The sequence below is a fragment of the Phytoactinopolyspora endophytica genome (genome assembly GCF_004138495.1).
Lineage (GTDB): Bacteria > Actinomycetota > Actinomycetes > Jiangellales > Jiangellaceae > Phytoactinopolyspora > Phytoactinopolyspora endophytica.
In genome coordinates this window covers 136861-137976 of the sequence record NZ_ML142860.1, presented here as the reverse complement: position 1 = coordinate 137976, position 1116 = coordinate 136861, and the positions used below count along the sequence as shown (strand labels likewise).

General features: G+C 69.6%; 1 protein-coding gene. It reads right to left on the bottom strand.

The window, feature by feature from the left end; all coding sequences use genetic code 11:
- Positions 1-26 precede the first annotated feature (26 nt).
- Positions 27-1116 (bottom strand): extracellular solute-binding protein (locus ELR45_RS21880; protein ID WP_129668302.1); only part of this gene is annotated, 1090 nt, incomplete at its 5' end.

Sequence of the window (1116 nt, the reverse complement as noted above, 5' to 3'; positions counted from 1 at the left end):
CGCCACCGTGGATTCCGGGACGTCGCCTAGCCGCCCAGGGCGGCCCGGCCGGACTCGTCGACCTGTTGGATGACCTCGCCCACCTCACGATTACCGGCAGCGATGCCCTGGATGCCGTCGTCGAGCGTGTCGACGACGCCCGCGAAACCCGGCACGAACTGGAACGGGCGCGCGTACTCGGCGCCGTCGACGAACGCCCCCAGCTCCGGGTGGGCATCGGTCCACTCGTCGGCAAGCGACTCCCGGCCAGGCACCACCGGGAACTGCTCGGTGAACTCCAGCAGCACGTCGTCGCTGACGAGGTAGTTGACCAGGTTCCACGCCGCGTCCGGGTTCTCGCTGGCCGACGGCACGGCGTAGCAGACGGTGAAGGCGAACGTTCCGGGCCCGCCCGGCCCGACGGGCAGCTCGGCCACGGCCCAGTTGACGTCCGGGAAGTCGTTGTTCATCGCGGCGACGGTCCAGTTACCCTCGATCGTCATCGCCGCACGCCCCTGGCCGAACGCCTCGCCGGCCCAGCCGGCGTCGAGATCCGTCGGTGTGGCGGCATAGCCGTCGGCGTAGAACTGGCGCAGGTACTCGAACGCCTCCCGGTTGGCGTCGGAGTCGATGGTCATCTCCGTGACTGCGTCGTCGGTGACCGCTCCCCCGGCTTGGAACATGAACGAGCCCCAGCGGGGATACTCGGGTCCCAGCGCCAGCCCGGCGCGGTCGCCGTCGGTCAGGGCCTCGGCCGCCGCCGCCAGCTCCTCCCAGTCGGTGGGCGGCTCGACGCCCGCCTCTTCGAACATGTCCACGTTGTAGACCAGCGCCAGCGTCGAGAAGTCCTTGGGCGGGCACCAGAACGTGCCATCGTAGGTGAAGGCGTCGCGCAGCGAGTCGTAGAAATCGTCCTCGTTCTCCAACCGGCCGTCCGCGGGCGCAAGCGCCCCGGCCTCGACCAGGTCGGGAAGACGGTTGGAGTCGACGTAGATGACGTCCGGCGGGGATCCGCCCGCGAGCGCGGCCTGCAGAGCCGCGTCGTACTCCGGTACCGGGTTGAACCGTGCGGTGTTGGTCGACTGCTCGTTGTAGCTGTCGATGATGGAGTTCAGCGCGTCGTCCTCGGCGGGGCTG